The 14760-nt window shown below is 70.1% G+C and carries 13 protein-coding genes; 4 read left to right on the top strand and 9 right to left on the bottom strand.

Annotation, left to right across the window (positions count from 1 at the left end; genetic code table 11):
- Window positions 1-55 precede the first annotated feature (55 nt).
- Entirely contained in the window at window positions 56-319 is a 264-nt protein-coding gene (locus AB0H84_RS36230; protein ID WP_020547470.1) for a phosphoribosyl-ATP diphosphatase, read from the bottom strand.
- Between the two features lie 99 nt (window positions 320-418).
- Window positions 419-1381, bottom strand: a complete 963-nt coding sequence (locus tag AB0H84_RS36225; RefSeq protein ID WP_357614682.1) for an acetylxylan esterase — start codon at window positions 1379-1381, stop codon at window positions 419-421.
- A gap of 211 nt (window positions 1382-1592) precedes the next feature.
- On the opposite strand from AB0H84_RS36225, the gene AB0H84_RS36220 reads away from it, so the two are divergent.
- From AB0H84_RS36220 to AB0H84_RS36205, 4 genes are all read left to right on the top strand, one after another.
- Entirely contained in the window at window positions 1593-2633 is a 1041-nt protein-coding gene (locus AB0H84_RS36220) for a LacI family DNA-binding transcriptional regulator (RefSeq protein WP_357614679.1), read from the top strand.
- Between the two features lie 195 nt (window positions 2634-2828).
- Window positions 2829-4085: an extracellular solute-binding protein gene (locus tag AB0H84_RS36215; protein ID WP_357614676.1), complete on the top strand. Its 1257-nt coding sequence runs from the start codon at window positions 2829-2831 to the stop codon at window positions 4083-4085.
- A 66-nt stretch (window positions 4086-4151) separates the two neighbouring features.
- Window positions 4152-5063: a sugar ABC transporter permease gene (locus AB0H84_RS36210; RefSeq protein WP_357614674.1), complete on the top strand. Its 912-nt coding sequence runs from the start codon at window positions 4152-4154 to the stop codon at window positions 5061-5063.
- A complete protein-coding gene (locus AB0H84_RS36205) occupies window positions 5063-6016 on the top strand; it encodes a carbohydrate ABC transporter permease (RefSeq protein ID WP_357614671.1) in 954 nt (317 codons plus the stop codon). The genes AB0H84_RS36210 and AB0H84_RS36205 overlap by 1 nt, the downstream gene beginning before the upstream one ends.
- A gap of 119 nt (window positions 6017-6135) precedes the next feature.
- Here the strand turns inward: AB0H84_RS36205 and AB0H84_RS36200 are convergent, their stop codons facing one another.
- From AB0H84_RS36200 to sufC, 7 genes are all read right to left on the bottom strand, one after another.
- Window positions 6136-8529: a glycoside hydrolase family 2 protein gene (locus AB0H84_RS36200; protein ID WP_357614669.1), complete on the bottom strand. Its 2394-nt coding sequence runs from the start codon at window positions 8527-8529 to the stop codon at window positions 6136-6138.
- Window positions 8530-8615: 86 nt separating this feature from the next.
- Window positions 8616-9629 carry a LacI family DNA-binding transcriptional regulator gene (locus AB0H84_RS36195; protein ID WP_357614666.1) on the bottom strand — a complete coding sequence of 338 codons (1014 nt, stop codon included), beginning with the start codon at window positions 9627-9629 and terminating at the stop codon, window positions 8616-8618.
- Between the two features lie 176 nt (window positions 9630-9805).
- Complete coding sequence (locus AB0H84_RS36190) at window positions 9806-11653, bottom strand: DEAD/DEAH box helicase (RefSeq protein WP_357614663.1); 1848 nt, start codon at window positions 11651-11653, stop codon at window positions 9806-9808.
- A 303-nt stretch (window positions 11654-11956) separates the two neighbouring features.
- On the bottom strand, window positions 11957-12319 hold the full coding sequence (locus AB0H84_RS36185) for a metal-sulfur cluster assembly factor (RefSeq protein WP_357614661.1): 363 nt from the start codon (window positions 12317-12319) through the stop codon (window positions 11957-11959).
- Window positions 12316-12753, bottom strand: a complete 438-nt coding sequence (gene sufU / locus AB0H84_RS36180; protein ID WP_357614658.1) for a Fe-S cluster assembly sulfur transfer protein SufU — start codon at window positions 12751-12753, stop codon at window positions 12316-12318. Before sufU ends, AB0H84_RS36185 begins: the two co-directional genes overlap by 4 nt.
- Window positions 12754-12755: 2 nt before the next feature.
- The gene (locus AB0H84_RS36175; protein WP_357614656.1) at window positions 12756-14012 is read right to left on the bottom strand and encodes a cysteine desulfurase; all 1257 of its coding nucleotides are present in this window, start codon (window positions 14010-14012) and stop codon (window positions 12756-12758) included.
- Window positions 14009-14755, bottom strand: a complete 747-nt coding sequence (sufC, locus tag AB0H84_RS36170; protein ID WP_344995220.1) for a Fe-S cluster assembly ATPase SufC — start codon at window positions 14753-14755, stop codon at window positions 14009-14011. The genes AB0H84_RS36175 and sufC overlap by 4 nt, the downstream gene beginning before the upstream one ends.
- Window positions 14756-14760 lie beyond the last annotated feature (5 nt).

Raw genomic sequence — 14760 nt, 5'->3', positions numbered from 1 at the left:
CTCGAATTGTCTCGCTCTTGCTTCTCCAGGGGCTTGGTGGCGGGCGCCGGGCGCCCTAGAGATGCTTGTAGACCTGGTCGAGGCCGATGCCCTTGGCGATCATGAGCACCTGCACGTGGTAGAGGAGCTGCGAGATCTCCTCGGCTGCCCTGTCGTCCGACTCGTGCTCGGCGGCCATCCAGCTCTCGGCGGCCTCCTCGACGACCTTCTTGCCGATGGCATGGACGCCGGCGTCGAGCGCGGCCACGGTGCCCGAGCCCGCGGGCCGGGTCCTGGCCTTCTCTGACAGCTCGGCGAACAGCTCTTCGAAGGTCTTCATGGTCTCTCTCGTCGTTCGGCTGACGTGCTTGATAAGCCTAGTCTGCGCGACGGGGTGACGCCGCCTCCCGTCCGCCACGCGAGACGGCGTCACCCTCGCTCACCCGAGTGCCTTCCCGGCCATCGCGATGCGCTCCATGGCGTGCGCGGACTCGCCGCCCTCGTGCCCGTTGTACGGGTAGACCTTGATGTCCTTCTCGCCGGCGTAGTGGTTGTAGGCGGCGAACACCGTGGACGGCGGCGTGATCCCGTCCTGCAGCCCGACCGAGAACAGCGCCGGCGTGGTGGCGCGGGCGGCGAAGTTGACGCCGTCGAAGTACGCCAGGGTCTCGAAGACCGGCTCCACCCGCTCCTTGAACGCCCGGCAGTAGGCGGCGATCTCGGCGTAGGGGTATTCGCCGGTGATCTCGGTGGCGTGCCTGATGTGGCACATGAACGGCACGTCGATGAAGGCGCAGGCGAGGCCGGGCACCAGCGCCGAGGCGGCCAGCGCAATGGCCCCGCCCTGGCTGCCGCCGCTGACGGCGACCGCGCCCACCATGGGGTGCGACCTGGCGGCCTCGACCGCGCGCACGGCGTCGGTGTAGAGCCGCCGGTAGTAGTAGGCGTCCGGGTCGTGGATGCCGCTGGTCATGACGCCCGGCGTGGTGGGGCCGGTGCCGGGGAAGGGGTCGGCGGTGTCGCCGCGCCGCCATCCGGCGGCGCCCTGGCCCCTGCTGTCCATGACGAAGACGGCGTAGCCGAGGCTGGGCCAGAGCAGCCAGTCGATCGGCAGCCCGCGGCCGCCGCCGTACCCCTGGTACTCGACCACGCACGGCACCGGCCCCGCGGCGTGGCGCGGCAGGAGGAACCAGCCCTTGATCGGGTGGCCGCCGAATCCGGCGAAGGTGACGTCGTACACGTCGGCGACGGTCAGCGGGGACGGCACGGGGGTGAACTCGGCCGCGAGGTCGTGGGTGCGGGCCTCGGCGAGCGTGCGCTCCCAGAAGGCGTCGAAGCCGGCGGGCTCGGTGCGTTCGGGGAGGTACTCGCGCAGCTGCGCGAGCGGCATGTCAACGAACATCTGGACTCCATAAGGCAGAGGGATCGGCTGACATGCCATCACCAAACCCGTTCAGTGGCAATGGCCGCCCCTCCTCCTCAACTGAACCGCTTCATGGCCGCCTGACGCGTCGTCCCTGGTGACGGGCCCTTGTCCGCCGGAGACGAAATAGGCGAGGGTGGCGCACAATATCGCTGATACGGTTCAGTCAGGTTCGCGGGAGGAGCACGGGGTGAAGAGGCCAACGATCGCCGACATCGCCAAGCGGGCCGGCGTGTCCAAGGGCGCCGTCTCCTATGCCCTGAACGGCCAGCCCGGCGTCTCCGCGGAGACCAGGGAGCGCATCCAGGCGATCGCCCAGGAGATCGGCTGGCGCCCCAACCTGGCCGCGCGCTCGCTCAGCGGCGCCAGGGCCGACGCCATCGGCCTCGTCCTGTGCCGCCCCGCACGCTTCCTCGGCGTGGAGCCGTTCTTCATGGAGATGATCAGCGGCATCGAGGACGAGCTGGCGGCCAGCTCGTGCGCGCTGATGCTGCAGGTGGTGCCCGACCACGAGGCCGAGATCGCGGTCTACCGGCGCTGGTGGGGCGAGGGCAGGGTGGACGGCGCGATCCTCGTCGACCTGCACGCCGACGATCCCCGGGTGCCGGTGGTCGAGCGGCTCGGCATGCCGGCGGTGGTGACGGGGCACCCGTCGGGCGCCGGCTCGCTGCCCGCGGTCTGGTCGGACGAGGTGGCGGTGCTGCGCGAGGTGATCGAGTATCTCGCGGCGCTCGGCCACCGGCGCATCGCCAGGGTGGCCGGGCTGCCGGCGCTGCTGCACACCAGGATCAGGGACGAGGCGTTCTCGGAGATCTGCGCCGAGCTGGGCGTCACCGAGCATCCGGTCGCCCACACCGACTACACGGGCGAGCAGGGGGCCCGGGCGACCCGGCGGCTGCTCAGCTCCCGGGCCAGGCCCACCGCGATCGTCTACGACAACGACATCATGGCGGTGGCGGGGCTCTCCGTGGCCCAGGAGATGCGCCTGGACGTGCCCGCCGACCTGTCGATCGTGGGCTGGGACGACTCGCCGCTCTCCCAGGTGGTGCGGCCGTCGCTCACGGCGGTGACCCGGGACATCCCGGCCTCCGGCGCGCACGTCGCGCGGACCCTGCTCCGGCTGATCGAAAGCGGGGAGACGGGGAGCCTGGAGGGGCCGCCGGCGCGCCTGCTGCCCCGGGGCAGCACCGCTCCCGCCGACCGTGACCGAACCGTTTCACGGGCCATGTAGCCACAGGTCAGCGGCGCTGCGAGGGGAAACATTTTGGCAACCTCGCAGGCTGGCTATTGTAACTTATCCGTTTAAGTGGTGAGATCCCTACACCATAGAAATTGGGCACCGGTCGTGGGGATGCCCTCGCACATCCGCACGCCCCGCCAACAGGGAGCTCCGGCGCCCATCCGACCGATAGATCGGATAGCCCCCATGCGACGAACGATGGCAGCGTGCAGCACGGTCCTGCTGACGGTCCTGAGCGCGGCCTGCGCCACGAGCGGCCAGACGGAGACCAAGCAGGCAGACCAGAACGCCCCCCAGGCCCTGTCCTTCTGGTCCACGGGCGGGGATGACGAGACCGCGACCTTCCAGAAGGCGGCCGACCTCTATCACCAGAAGCACCCGAACGTGACGATCAAGGTGCAGACGCTGGCGTGGAGCGACGCGTACGCCAAGCTGCTGGCGGCGGCGACCAGCCGCAGCGGACCTGACATCATCTCCGGCGGCATGACCTGGACCATCCAGTTCGGCACCAGGGGCGCCATGGTGGATCTGCGCAAGTACGGGGGCGACGCGCTCAAGGCGCAGGCGCTGCCCGCTCAGTGGGAGTCGGCCGTCTCCCCCGACGGCTCGGTGTACGGCGTGCCGCTGGACATGTCGACCCTCGCCCTCTACTACCGCACCGACCTGCTGGAGAAGGCCAAGATCGAGCCGCCCAAGACCTGGGAGGAGCTGACCGCGGCCATCGACAAGCTCAAGGCGGCAGGGGTGAAGAAGCCCTTCAGCCAGGACTGGGGGAACCTGGACTGGATCGGCTACTTCAACTACCTCTACCAGGCGGGCGGCTCGTTCTACACCGCCGACTGCAAGCCCTCGCTCAACACCCCGCAGGCCGAGCAGGCACTGAAGTACTGGGTGGACCTCTACCAGAAGCACGGCGCGCCCACGGCCACCGTGGAGGGCTCCGACGCGCTGGACACCGGCACCGTGCTGGTGGAGGCGGGCAACTGGATCGCCAAGGGCATCGACGTCAACAAGCCGAAGCTCAAGGGCAAGTGGGCGATGACCACGATCCCCGCGGGCCCGGCGGGGCCGACGGCGTTCATCGGGGGCCGCGCGATCGGCGTGACCTCCTTCAGCAAGTACGTCCAGACGGGCGCCGACTTCGTCAAGTTCATGTACAGCGACGAGGCCATCGACGCGATCGCGGGTGAGGCCAAGAAGCGGAACATCTCCTACATTCCGCCGCGCCCCGACAAGATCGTGAACGGCTCGGTGTTCACGCCTGAGCAGGCGACGGTCTTCGAAGCGTCGATCAAGACCGGCAAGGCCGCGCCGGGCTGCCCCGGCTGGGACGAGAGCGCCCCGGACGTGACCAAGCAGCTCCAGTCGGCGATCCTCGGCAAGTCAGACATCAAGACCGCGCTGGCGGAGGCCGCCAAGGTCATGGAGCGCAACGCCGGATAGCCGCCCGCCGGGACCGGCGCGCCCGGTCCCGGCTCTCCGATCCAGGAGTCCGACCCAGGAGCTGACATGGCCGCCCCCATCCCCTTGCGCAGCAGGTTGCGCCGCTACGGCACCTCGTACGCGATGCTGCTGCCCTTTCTCGCGCTGTTCGCGGGGTTCCTGCTCTGGCCGCTGGCCAACTCGCTCTACCTGAGCTTCACCAAGTTCGACGGGATCAATCCCGCGGTCTTCACCGGTCTGGACAACTTCGCCCAACTGGCCGGCGACGCCAGGTTCCGCCACGCGCTGGGCAACACCGCCCTGTACGTCGTCGGGTCGGTCGTGCTCGGCACGCTGCTGTCGCTCTGCCTCGCCCTGGCGTTCAACGGCACCGGCTGGCTGCACCGGATCATGCGCACCGTGTTCTTCCTCCCCTCGGTGACCTCCTCCATCGCGCTCATGCTGATGTGGAAGTGGGTCCTGTTCCCCAGCGACGTGGGCCTGGCCAACACGATCGTGAGCTGGTTCGGCGGCAGTGCCGTCGCCTGGCTGGCCACACCGGCGCTGGCGATCCCGATCCTGGTGCTGATGTCGGTGTGGGGCGGCATGGGCTACGGCATGGTGCTGTACGTGGCGGGGCTCGGCTCGATCCCCGAGGAGTACTACGAGGCCGCCAGGATCGACGGCGCGTCCACCTGGCGGCAGTTCCGCCACATCACGCTGCCGCTGCTGCGCCCGGTCACCACGTACGTCGTGGTGACCGGCCTGATCGGCGCGTTCCAGGTGTTCGAGGCCGTCTACATCGTCTTCTCGACGGGCGCCAACACCGTCGGCGGCGTGCTCGACTCGGGCCTGATGATCGTCCCCTACCTCTATGACCAGGGATTCACCCATTTCAGGCTGGGCTACGCCTCGGCGATCGCCTGGGTGCTCTTCCTGATCATCTTCGTGCTGAGCCTCGTCAACCTGCGCGTGGGCCGCGCCATGAAGGAGCTGTGATGGCCGTCGCCCCGATGGACACGATCGCCCCGGTCCAGCCGTCCAAGCACAGTGCGGAGAGCGGTGCGAGCCGGAGCTCCCGGATCAACAGGCACCTGCTGCGCCTGCCGTTCTACCTGCTGTCGCTGACGATGATCGCGCCGTTCTACTGGCTGATCATCACGGTGTTCAAGCCGCCGCGGGAGCTGGCCCAGACGCCGCCGTCGTTCGTGCCGAAGTCACCCACGTTCGACAACTTCTACGACCCGGACTGGACCCCCAAAGGGGTCACCGGCCATCTGCAAGGCATCTTCCAGCGTTACCAGGTGGACTTCGGGTTCTGGCGGTTCCTGTTCAACAGCATCCTCATCACGACGACCATCACCGTCGGGTCGCTGCTGATCTGCTCACTGGCCGCGTACGTGATCGCCAAGCACGACATCAAGGGCCGCCGGACGATCTTCCTGATGATCGTCGCCTCGATGATGGTGCCCTGGCAGACCACGCTGATCCCCAACTACGTGATCATGCGGAACCTGGGCTGGCTGGACAGCTACACCGCCTACATCATCCCGGCGCTGGCCAAGGCGTTCGTGCTCTTCTTCCTGGTGCAGTTCCTGCAGTCGATACCGAACGAGCTGATCCAGGCGGCCAGGGTGGACGGCGCCGGCGAGTGGCGGATCTGGTGGAAGATCGTGCTGCCGCTGCTGCGGCCGGCGCTCGCCGCGATGTCCATCTTCATCGTGCTCGCGGAGTGGAACAACTTCCTCTGGCCGCTCATCATCGTGCAGAGCGACGAGATGGCCAACGTCCCCGTCGCGCTGGCCAGGCTCAACTCCTATTTCGCCGGCCCCGACCACCAGGGCGCGATCATGGCGGGCGGACTGATCGCCTCGGTCCCGACGATCGTCTTCTTCCTGATCTTCCAGAAGTACTTCACCAGAGGCATCGCGCTCAGCGGCCTCAAGGGCTGACCCGGTGCGCTTGGAGCAGCTCAAGGAGATCCCTGTCCACCGGGAGTCCGTCGAGCTGCTCGAAGCGCGCAACACGGGGATTCAGGCCTGTGCCACGCTGTCATGCGGCGGCATCTCGTTCATCTCGTCACCACATCGTTGACGCAGCGCAGCACCGGCGCGCGGACCAGGGCCCGCTCGTCCAGCCCCCCCGTACTGATCAGGAACTCGGCCCGCTCGCCGGGCAGCAGCGTGACGAGCTGGTCGTCGACCTCGGCGTCGGGGTCGAGCCGGTCGGGGAAGACGGCCAGGTCGCGCAGGAGGGTGCGGGCGGTGATGGTCAGCCGGAGCCCGTCCGGGGTGGGCTCGGCAGCCGTGTCGTAGCGCGGCTCCGGCAGGCGCAGGTCCCGGTCGGGCGCGAAGAACCACAGCGCCCGGCCCACCGGCTGGTCGCTGATCTCGACGGCGACCAGCTCGCCCGCCGGGTGGCCCGGCTCGGCGACGGACGCGGGCAGCGGCAGGGTGACGGCCGTCCGCGGCGGCACGTCCAGCGCGAGGGAGTGCGCCGCGAGCGTGCCGCCATCGAAGCCGTGGCGTGCGACCCGCGCCGAGGCCCGCCACGGCCGCCCGGTGTCGTTGACGGCGACCACCGCCAGACCGCCGTCGCGCGGCTGCACGGTCACCAGCCGGTCGGCGTAGGCCCTGCGCAGCGCGTGGAACAGCGGCTTCTTCCGGCCGTCCCCGTCCACGGCCGACCATGAGGTGACCGGCCAGCAGTCGTTGAGCTGCCAGACCACGCTGCCCGCGCAGTGCGGCCAGAGCGACCTGAAGTGCTCCACGCCGAGCTGGATGGCACGTGCCTGGTTGACCTGGGTGAGGTAGTGCCAGTCGTCGAAGGTCTCGGGGACGGGGAAGTACGGCTTGAGCCCGGCGGCCAGCTTGAGGTTGCCGTCGACGGCCTTCTGGTGGTGCAGCAGGCCCCGGGAGTCGGGCAGCAGCGGCTCGTCGCTGATCGCCCTGCGGATCGTGGCGTACGCGGCAGGCCCCTGGAAGCCGAACTCGGCAGCCATGCGGGGCCGGTAGTCGCGGTAGGCGGCGTAGTCGCGCTGGTTCCACACGTCCCAGATGTGCATGGTGCCGTGGCCCGGGTCGTTGGGCGGCAGGTCCATGGAGCCCGAGTAGGGGCTGCCCGGCCAGTACGGGCGGGTGGGGTCCAGCTCGGCCACGACGCGCGGCAGCAGCTCGAGGTAGAAGTGCCCGCCCCAGCTGCGTCCCTGGAGCGAGTCCTGCCAGCCCCAGTCGGCGTAGCCCTCGATGTTCTCGTTGTTGCCGCACCACAGGACCAGGCTCGGGTGCGCGCTCAGCCTGGCGACCTGCTCGCGTGCCTCCGCCTCCACCTCGGCCCTGATCGGCTCCTCCTCGGGGTAGGCGGCGCAGGCGAACGGGAAGTCCTGCCAGACCAGCAGGCCGAGCCGGTCGCACAGGTCGTAGAAGTCCTCGCTCTCGTACAGGCCGCCGCCCCACACCCGGATCAGGTTGACGTTCGCCTCGCACGCCTCGGCGAGCCTGGTGGCGTAGCGGTCGCGGTCGACCCGGGTGGGGAAGCAGTCGTCGGGGATCCAGTTGACCCCTCTGGCGAACACGTCGACGCCGTTGACGGCCAGCGTGAACGCACCGCCCTCGGTGCGCAGGCTCACCTCGCGCAGCCCGATCTCCCGGCGCCACACGTCGTCGCCCGCCCGGACCTCGAGCTCGTGGAGCGGCTGCTCGCCGTACCCTCTGGGCCACCACAGCTCCGGCTCCGGCACCTCCAGCGTGATCACGGCCTCGCTCCGGCCGTCGGGAATCACGGCGCGCCCCGAGACACCCTTGATCGCCGCGGTCACCTCGACGGCTCCCGCCTTCTCCACCTCGACGTGGACGTCCACCCGGGCGGTCCCGTCGCCGAGGGTGACGAGCGGCCGCACCCCGGCGATCCTGGCCCCGCTCCACTCGTGCAGCCCGATCGGCTTCCAGATGCCGGCCGTGATCAGCGTCGGCCCCCAGTCCCAGCCGAAGTTGCAGGCCATCTTCCTGATGAACTGGTAGGGCTGGGTGTAGGCGCCGGGCCGGTCGCCGAGCTGCTCTCTCAGCCGCTCGGCGTATTCGAGGGCCGACCCGAACGTGACCGTCAGCCGGTTGGTCCCGATCCGCAGCGCGTGGCCGACGTCGAACCGGTAGGAGCGGTGCATGTTGGCGCTCTCGCCCACCCGGACGCCGTTGAGCTCGATGGCGGCCACGGTGTCGAGCCCCTCGCACACCAGGTCGGTGCGCTCGTGCTCGGTGCCGTCCCACGAGAACTCCGTCTCGTAACACCACTCGGTGCGTCCGATCCAGGCCAGGCGGGTCTCGTTGTCGTCGAGATAGGGATCGGGGATCAGACCCGCGGCGAGCAGGTCGGTGTGCACGCAGCCGGGCACGACGGCCGGGGCCCGCACGTCGCCGCTCGCCGAGCGGACGGTCCAGGCTTCATGCAGGGGGCGGAACGGGGTCATCAACCCTCCGGGCTCGAGCGGCGGAGATTGACATCGCATCACTAAACCCGTTTAGTTGCAATGCCGATCATGAGGTTTCTGCACGGTCATACAGCGGGCGGGGCGGTGCTGCCCCTGGAGACCAGCCGCGGGTCGCCCTGACGCGTGTCGGCCACCTCGCGGCCCTGGACCAGGTCGAGCAGGGAGCGGGCGGCATCTGCGCCGTAGGCGGCGATGTCCCTGCTGACGGCCGTCAGGTGCGGCCGGGCCAGCAGGCACAGGGCGGAGTCGTCCCAGGCCACGACGGAGAGCTCGCCGGGCACCGAGATCCCGGCTTCGCGGGCGGCGGCGGTGCCCGCGACGGCCATCACGTCGTTGTCGTACACGATGGCGGTGGGCCTGTCGGGCCTGCGCAGGAGGTCAAGAGTGGCACGCTCGCCGCTCTCGCCGCTGTAGTCGGCGTACACGGTGACGCTCTGCACGCCCAGTCCGGCGGCCGTCTCGCGCATGGCGGCGGTCCTGACGCCGGTGTGCATCAGCTCCTCCGGGCCCGCGACCCTGGCGATCCTGCGGTGCCCCAGCCCGGCCAGGTGCTCGACGACGGCGGCCAGCGCGCCGCCGTCGTCGATCCAGACGGCGGGCAGCCGCCCCGTCCGCTCGGGGCCGCCGATGACCACGGCGGGCAGCCGCAGCTCCTCGAGGACGTCGATCCTGGCATCCTCGGTACGCAGGTCCACGACGAACACCCCGGCCACCCGATGCTGCGCCCACCATTTCCGATATATCGCGATCTCAGCCTCGTGGTCCTCGGTCATCTGCAGCAGCAGCCCGACGGACGCCGCCGACAGCGTGGCCTCGATCCCGGAGATCAGCTGCATGAAGAACGGCTCCAGCCCCAGCGTGCGCGCCGGCCGGTCCACGACCAGCCCCAGCACGTCGGGCCGCCCGTCGAACAGGGCCCGCGCGAGACTGTTGGGCTGCCAGCCCAGCTCGGTGGCGATGGCCTGGATGCGGCGGCGGGTCTCGCTGGAGACGCCGGGCCGGCCGTTCAACGCGAACGACACCGCCCCTTTCGAGACGCCGGCCCTGCGTGCGATGTCGTCGATCGTGGGTCGCTTCATCGGGCGTTCCTTGGGGTTTACCGGTTCACGTGCGCCGCCAGCGCGACTCTACGCCAAACGGAACTGCCCGCCGCACTCCCCCTTGGCGGGGAGGCGACGGGCAGTTCGGCGATCGGAACACGCATCGGCACATCAGGCCAGGCCCCAAGGGACGCGCCGTCAGGCCGTGCCTCGGGTCAGCGCTCGAAGCGGCGGCCCGAGTTGCGGCGGTAGCCGCCGTTGCCGCGCTCCTCCGAGCGGCCGCCGCCGGCGCGGTGGCCGTCGCGCGGGCCGTCGGAGCGGTAGCCGCGCTCGCCGCGGTCGGCCGTGAACGGGCGGCCACGGTCGGCGTAACGGCCGCCCCGGTCGTCGGAGCGGAAGCCGCCGCGCGGGCCGCGGTCGTCCTGGCGGGCCGGCCGGTCGTCGGAGCGGTACGCGCCGCGCGGGCGCCCGTCACGGCGCCGGTCGTCGCCGAGGGTACGCGGCTCCGGCGAACGCCCGAACGGCCGCTCGCCATCGGCGTGCCGACGGGGGCGACGGTCGTCGCCGGACGCGAACGGCCGGTCACCGTCCTCGTGGCGGCGCGGGCGACGGTCGTCGCCGGGCGCGAACGTACGCTCGCCGTCCTCGTGACGCCGAGGACGGCGCTCGCCGTCGAAGTCGCGGCGCGGACGGCGGTTGCGGCGCTCGCCGGGCCCGCCGTCGCGGCGCGGGCGGAGCGGCTTGCGGACGTCCGGCTCCCAGACCGGGATGGCCTCGCCGCTCGGCGTGCGGGCGCCGGTCACCTCGGCCACCCGCGGGTGGCCGGGCGTGGCCTTCAGCCGGAACGGGTGGATCCCGGCGCGCCGGGTGAGCGCGTCGGTGGAGCGGCGCTCGCTGGGCAGCACCAGGGTGACCACGGTGCCCTTCTCCCCGGCGCGGGCCGTGCGGCCGCCCCGGTGCAGGTAGCTCTTGTGGTCCTGCGGCGGGTCCACGTGCAGCACCAGGCTGATGTTGTCGACGTGAATGCCGCGCGCCGCGACGTCGGTGCAGACGAGCACGTTGACGGCGCCCTCGCGGAACTCGGCGAGGATGCGGGTGCGCTGGTTCTGGCGCTTGCCGCCGTGCAGGCCGCCCGCCTTGACGCCGACCCTGGCCAGCTGCTTGCAGAGCCGGTCGACGCCGTGCTGGGTGCGGACGAAGACGATCGTACGGCCCTCGCGGTTGGCGATCTCGGCGATGACGTCGAACTTCTCGTCACGCGTGACCTGCATCACGTGGTGCTCCATGGTGTCGACCGGCGAGGTCGCGGGCGCCACGGAGTGGGTGATCGGGTCCTTGAGGAAGCGCTGCACCAGCTTGTCGACGTCGCCGTCGAGCGTGGCCGAGAACAGCAGCCGCTGCCCGTCGGCCGGGGTCTGCGCGAGCAGGTCGGTGACGACGGGGAAGAAGCCGAGGTCGCACATGTGGTCGGCCTCGTCCAGGACGCTGACCTCGACGTCGCCGAGCGAGCACTCGCCCTGCCGGATCAGGTCGCCCAGGCGGCCGGGGGTGGCGATGACGATGTCGACGCCGCGCCGCAGCGCCTCGATCTGCTTGCCCATGGACATGCCGCCCACGACGACCTTCATGCGCAGGCCCAGGCCGCGGCCGAGCGGCTCCAAGGCGTCGTGCACCTGGAGGGCGAGCTCGCGGGTGGGTACGAGGATCATCGCGCGCGGGTGGCCGGGGGCCGGCTTCACGCCCGCGAGGCGCGCCATGGTGGGCAGTCCGAACGCGAGCGTCTTGCCGGAGCCGGTCTGGCCGCGGCCGAGCACGTCGTTGCCGGCCAGCACGTCGGGGATGGTCGCGCTCTGGATGGGGAACGGGCTGTCGATGCCCTGCTTGGCCAGTCCGGTGATGAGCGGCTTGGGCAGGCCGAGCAGCTCGAACTCGGACGGGCCCCGCTCGGGAGCGGCCCCGCCGAGCGAGCCCGGCGCCGCGGCGGCGGTGTCCACCGAGGCGGTGTCCACCGGACCGGGGGCGGTCTCGTCGAACGCGGGCATGACAGTGTCAAGCGTGGTCACGAAAGTCGTGCCTTTCCGTCGAAGTGGCGCGTCACTTCTGCGAAAGGACGAGCCAGGGTGTACGGCGCAGGCCGTACAGGGGTCAGGGCGCCCGCCATCGGGGCGGGCCGATTCTCAACGCGTGAGGGGGACGCACCGGCGCCGGCCGCAGGCGGCGCGAGACGCGCAATGAGGCGTCAGGTACATCTGTTACCAACGCCGGGGATGTTATCGGAAATTCCCGGGGTGGGTCCGGACCTTCCGAAACCCTCGATGGCATACTGAAACGGCTGACGCTTACGCCAGCCGTGACAGCGAAAATGATCAGACGTTGAAGCCTAGCATACGGAGCTGTTCACGCCCCTCGTCGGTGATCTTGTCCGGGCCCCACGGCGGCAGCCAGACCCAGTTGATCTTGACGTCGGAGACCATGCCGTCGAGCGCGGAGTGCGCCTGGTCCTCGATGACGTCGGTCAGCGGGCAGGCCGCGCTGGTCAGCGTCATGTCGATGGTGGCCACCGGCTGGCCGCCGTCGGGGCCGGGGTCGAGGTTGAGGCCGTAGATGAGGCCCAGGTCCACGACGTTGATGCCGAGCTCGGGGTCCACGACGTCCTTGAGCGCCTCCATGACCTCTTCGGCGTTCGTCTCACCGTCGAAACCGGTCGGAGTCTCCACAGGCTTGCTCATCGGGCACTCCTCACAACAGCGTCCTTGTAAGCCATCCACGACAGCAGCGCGCACTTGACCCGCGCCGGGAACTTGGCCACGCCGGCGAACGCGACCGCGTCGCCGAGCACGTCCTCGTCCGCCTCCACCTGTCCCCTGCCCTGCATGAGCCTGGTGAACTCGTCGACCACGGAGAGCGTCTCCTCGACCGTCGAGCCGGTGGCGAGCTCGTGCAGCACCGAGGCGGCGGCCTGGCTGATCGAGCAGCCCTGCCCGTCATAGGAGACGTCGACGACCTCGCCGCCGTCGCCCACCTTCACCCTGAGCGTGATCTCGTCGCCGCACGTGGGGTTCACGTGGTGAACCTCGGTGTCGTACGGCTCGCGCAGCCCCCGCCCCTGCGGGTGCTTGTAGTGTTCCAGGATCAGCTCCTGGTACATCGACTCGCCGATCATGGCTATGCGAACACCTTCTGAACGTGGTGGAGGCCGCGGACCAGGGCGTCGATCTCGCCCGTGGTGTTGTACAGGTAGAACGACGCCCGCGTGGTCGCCGGTATTCCGAAGCGCAGGTGCAGGGGGCGCGCGCAGTGGTGACCGACGCGTACGGCGACGCCGAACTGGTCGTCCAGGATCTGCCCGACGTCGTGCGGGTGGATGCCTTCCAGCGTGAACGACACCGTGCCGCCCCGCCCCTCCAGCGAGTCGGGCCCGATGAGCCGCAGGGTGGGCACCTCGCGCAGGGCGTCGAGCGCGTAGGCCGTCAGCGTGCGCTCGTGCGCCTCGATGGCCTCCATCCCGACCTCGGTGAGGTAGTCGACGGCCGCGCCGAGCCCGATGGCCTCGACGATCGGCGGCGTGCCCGCCTCGAACTTGTGCGGCACCGGCGCGTACGTCGAGTGGTCCATCCAGACCGCCTCGATCATCTCGCCGCCGCCCAGGAACGGGGGCATGGCGTCGAGCAGCTCGGCCTTCCCCCACAGCACGCCGATGCCCGAGGGGCCGACCATCTTGTGGCCGGTGAAGGCCACGAAGTCGGCGCCCAGCTCGGCGACGTTCACCGGGTGGTGCGGCACGGACTGGGACGCGTCCAGCGCGATCAGCGCGCCGACCTCGTGCGCCCGCCTGGTCACCTCGGCGACCGGGTTGACGGTGCCGAGCACGTTGGACTGGTGGGCGATCGAGACGATCTTCGTCCGCTCGGTGATCACCGAGGGGTCGTAGTCGAGCCGTCCCTCGTCGGTGACGCCGAACCACTTCAGCGTCGCACCGGTGCGCTGCGCGAGCAGCTGCCACGGCACGATGTTGGAGTGGTGCTCCATCTCGGAGATGACGATCTCGTCGCCGGGGCCGAGCGTGAAGCGCGGGTCGGTGTTGATCGGGTTGCCGAAGGCGTACGCGACCAGGTTGAGCGCCTCGGAGGCGTTCTTGGTGAACACGATCTCGTCGCGCGACGGCGCCCCGACGAACGCGGCGACCTTGTCGCGGGCGCTCTCGTAGGCGTCGGTCGACTCCGCGCCGAGCACGTGCATGGCCCGCCCGACGTTGCTGTAGTGCAGCGCCAGGTGGTCGCGCATGGTGTCGATGACCTGGTTGGGCTTCTGGGAGGAGTTGCCCGAGTCGAGATAGACGAGCGGGCGCCCGTCGGGCAGCTCGCGGGAGAAGACCGGGAAATCCTTCCTGATCTTCTCCACGTCAAAGCTGATCTGAGTCATGCAGACGCCTTCGTGTACTGCTCGTAGCCCTCGGCCTCGAGCTTCTCGGCCAGCTCCGGGCCGCCCTCCTCGACGATCCTGCCGCCCGCGAAGACGTGCACGAAGTCCGGCTTCACGTACCGCAGGATGCGGGTGTAGTGCGTGATCAGCAGCACGCCGGTGTCGCCGGAGGCGCGGAAGCGGTTGATGCCCTCCGACACCACGCGCAGCGCGTCGACGTCGAGGCCGGAGTCGGTCTCGTCGAGCACCGCGATCTTCGGCTTGAGCAGCTCGAGCTGAAGGATCTCGTGGCGCTTCTTCTCGCCGCCGGAGAAGCCCTCGTTCAGGTTGCGCTGGGCGAAGGCGGCGTCGATGGACAGGGCGTCCATGCCGTTCTTGAGGTCCTTGGCGAACTCGCGCAGCTTGGGCGCCTCGCCGCGGACGGCGGTGACGGCCGAGCGCAGGAAGTTGGAGACCGAGACGCCGGGGACCTCGACCGGGTACTGCATGGCCAGGAACAGGCCCGCGCGGGCCCGCTCGTCGACCGACAGCTCCAGCAGGTCCACGCCGTCGAGCAGCACCTGGCCGCCGGTGATCGTGTACTTGGGGTGACCGGCGATCGCGTAGGCGAGCGTCGACTTGCCCGAGCCGTTGGGGCCCATGATGGCGTGGGTCTTGCCCGACTGGACCGTCAGGTTGACGCCGCGCAGGATTTCCTTGTCCTCGACGGCGACGTGGAGGTCGCGGATCTCAAGGGTGGACATTGGCT

It is taken from the genome of Nonomuraea sp. NPDC050786 (assembly GCF_040654115.1).
Taxonomy (GTDB): Bacteria; Actinomycetota; Actinomycetes; order Streptosporangiales; family Streptosporangiaceae; genus Nonomuraea.
This window is presented reverse-complemented; position numbering and strand designations above follow the sequence as displayed.

Coding starts and splice junctions, on each gene's coding strand:
- AB0H84_RS36230 (WP_020547470.1), bottom strand. CDS start 319: ATGAAGACCTTCGAAGAGCTGTTCGCCGAGCTGTCAGAGAAGGCCAGG.
- AB0H84_RS36225 (WP_357614682.1), bottom strand. CDS start 1,381: ATGTTCGTTGACATGCCGCTCGCGCAGCTGCGCGAGTACCTCCCCGAA.
- AB0H84_RS36215 (WP_357614676.1), top strand. CDS start 2,829: ATGCGACGAACGATGGCAGCGTGCAGCACGGTCCTGCTGACGGTCCTG.
- AB0H84_RS36210 (WP_357614674.1), top strand. CDS start 4,152: ATGGCCGCCCCCATCCCCTTGCGCAGCAGGTTGCGCCGCTACGGCACC.
- AB0H84_RS36205 (WP_357614671.1), top strand. CDS start 5,063: ATGGCCGTCGCCCCGATGGACACGATCGCCCCGGTCCAGCCGTCCAAG.
- AB0H84_RS36200 (WP_357614669.1), bottom strand. CDS start 8,529: ATGACCCCGTTCCGCCCCCTGCATGAAGCCTGGACCGTCCGCTCGGCG.
- AB0H84_RS36195 (WP_357614666.1), bottom strand. CDS start 9,629: ATGAAGCGACCCACGATCGACGACATCGCACGCAGGGCCGGCGTCTCG.
- AB0H84_RS36185 (WP_357614661.1), bottom strand. CDS start 12,319: ATGAGCAAGCCTGTGGAGACTCCGACCGGTTTCGACGGTGAGACGAAC.
- sufU (WP_357614658.1), bottom strand. CDS start 12,753: ATGATCGGCGAGTCGATGTACCAGGAGCTGATCCTGGAACACTACAAG.
- AB0H84_RS36175 (WP_357614656.1), bottom strand. CDS start 14,012: ATGACTCAGATCAGCTTTGACGTGGAGAAGATCAGGAAGGATTTCCCG.
- sufC (WP_344995220.1), bottom strand. CDS start 14,755: ATGTCCACCCTTGAGATCCGCGACCTCCACGTCGCCGTCGAGGACAAG.